The organism is Vibrio sp. TMPB1044, assembly GCF_030442075.1.
Taxonomy (GTDB): Bacteria; Pseudomonadota; Gammaproteobacteria; order Enterobacterales; family Vibrionaceae; genus Vibrio; species Vibrio satsumensis.
In genome coordinates, this window is the sequence record NZ_JAUJED010000067.1 from 1 (window position 1) to 894 (window position 894).

The following is an 894-nucleotide window of genomic DNA, read 5'->3' on the forward strand; positions in this document are numbered from 1 at the left end:
CCACACCGTTCATTTTCGGCATATGGTTATCAATTATTACAAGGTTGAAGTTGTCCGACTCCAGTAGACTTAATGCCTCATAACCATCCCCACAAGTAACACATTCAATGTTCAACTTGTCCAAAAAGCCTTTGGCGATAATACGATTCATTTTATTGTCATCAGTCACGAGGACCTTAAATTGAGAGAGGTCTACTGCCTGAATTTCTGTCCTCTTTTCATCCTCGTGTACAGCTGTAGGGAGGTCGATAACAAAACTGAATCGGCTTCCTTTAGAAAGCTCGCTTTTTACGTTGAGCTGTCCCTCCATCAACGTCACAAGCTTATGGCAAATCGCTAGACCAAGTCCTGTGCCACCGTAATTACGCGTTGTTGATACATCCGCTTGCTCAAACTCATTAAAGATTGAGTTCAATCTGTCATTGGGGATCCCAATACCTGTATCTTCAACAGCAAACTCCATTTTTACTTGGCCTAATCGTTTAATACTTACATTAATTGAACCACTTTCAGTAAACTTCAAGGCGTTTCCAACTAGGTTAAGTAGCACTTGTCGAATTCGAACCGAATCACCATTGTATGCGAGTGACGGATCACAACCATCGGTAAGGTTAAACTCGATACCTTTCTCGGAGCACAAGGTTTGGTAAGTGTTCAATACTGGATTGGTAATTTCAGACATTTTAAATGGATGTGGGTCAATCTCGAGGCTATCATTTTCGATTTTAGCTAAATCTAAAATATCGTTCAGGATCGCTATTAGATGCTCGCCTGAACCTAGTGCTAATTTAAGGACTTCTCGCTGCTCTTCTTTCTCTAGATCGTCGACGAGCATCTGTAGGATTCCAAGTAAGCCATTCATTGGGGTTCTGATCTCATGACTCATCGTCGCCA

Annotated in this window: 1 protein-coding gene; it reads right to left on the reverse strand. The window is 41.7% G+C overall.

Annotated elements, in window-relative coordinates:
- A partial coding sequence (locus QQ041_RS22240; protein WP_285955081.1) for a hybrid sensor histidine kinase/response regulator occupies positions 1 to 862 on the reverse strand: 862 nt, incomplete at its 3' end.
- Positions 863 to 894 lie beyond the last annotated feature (32 nt).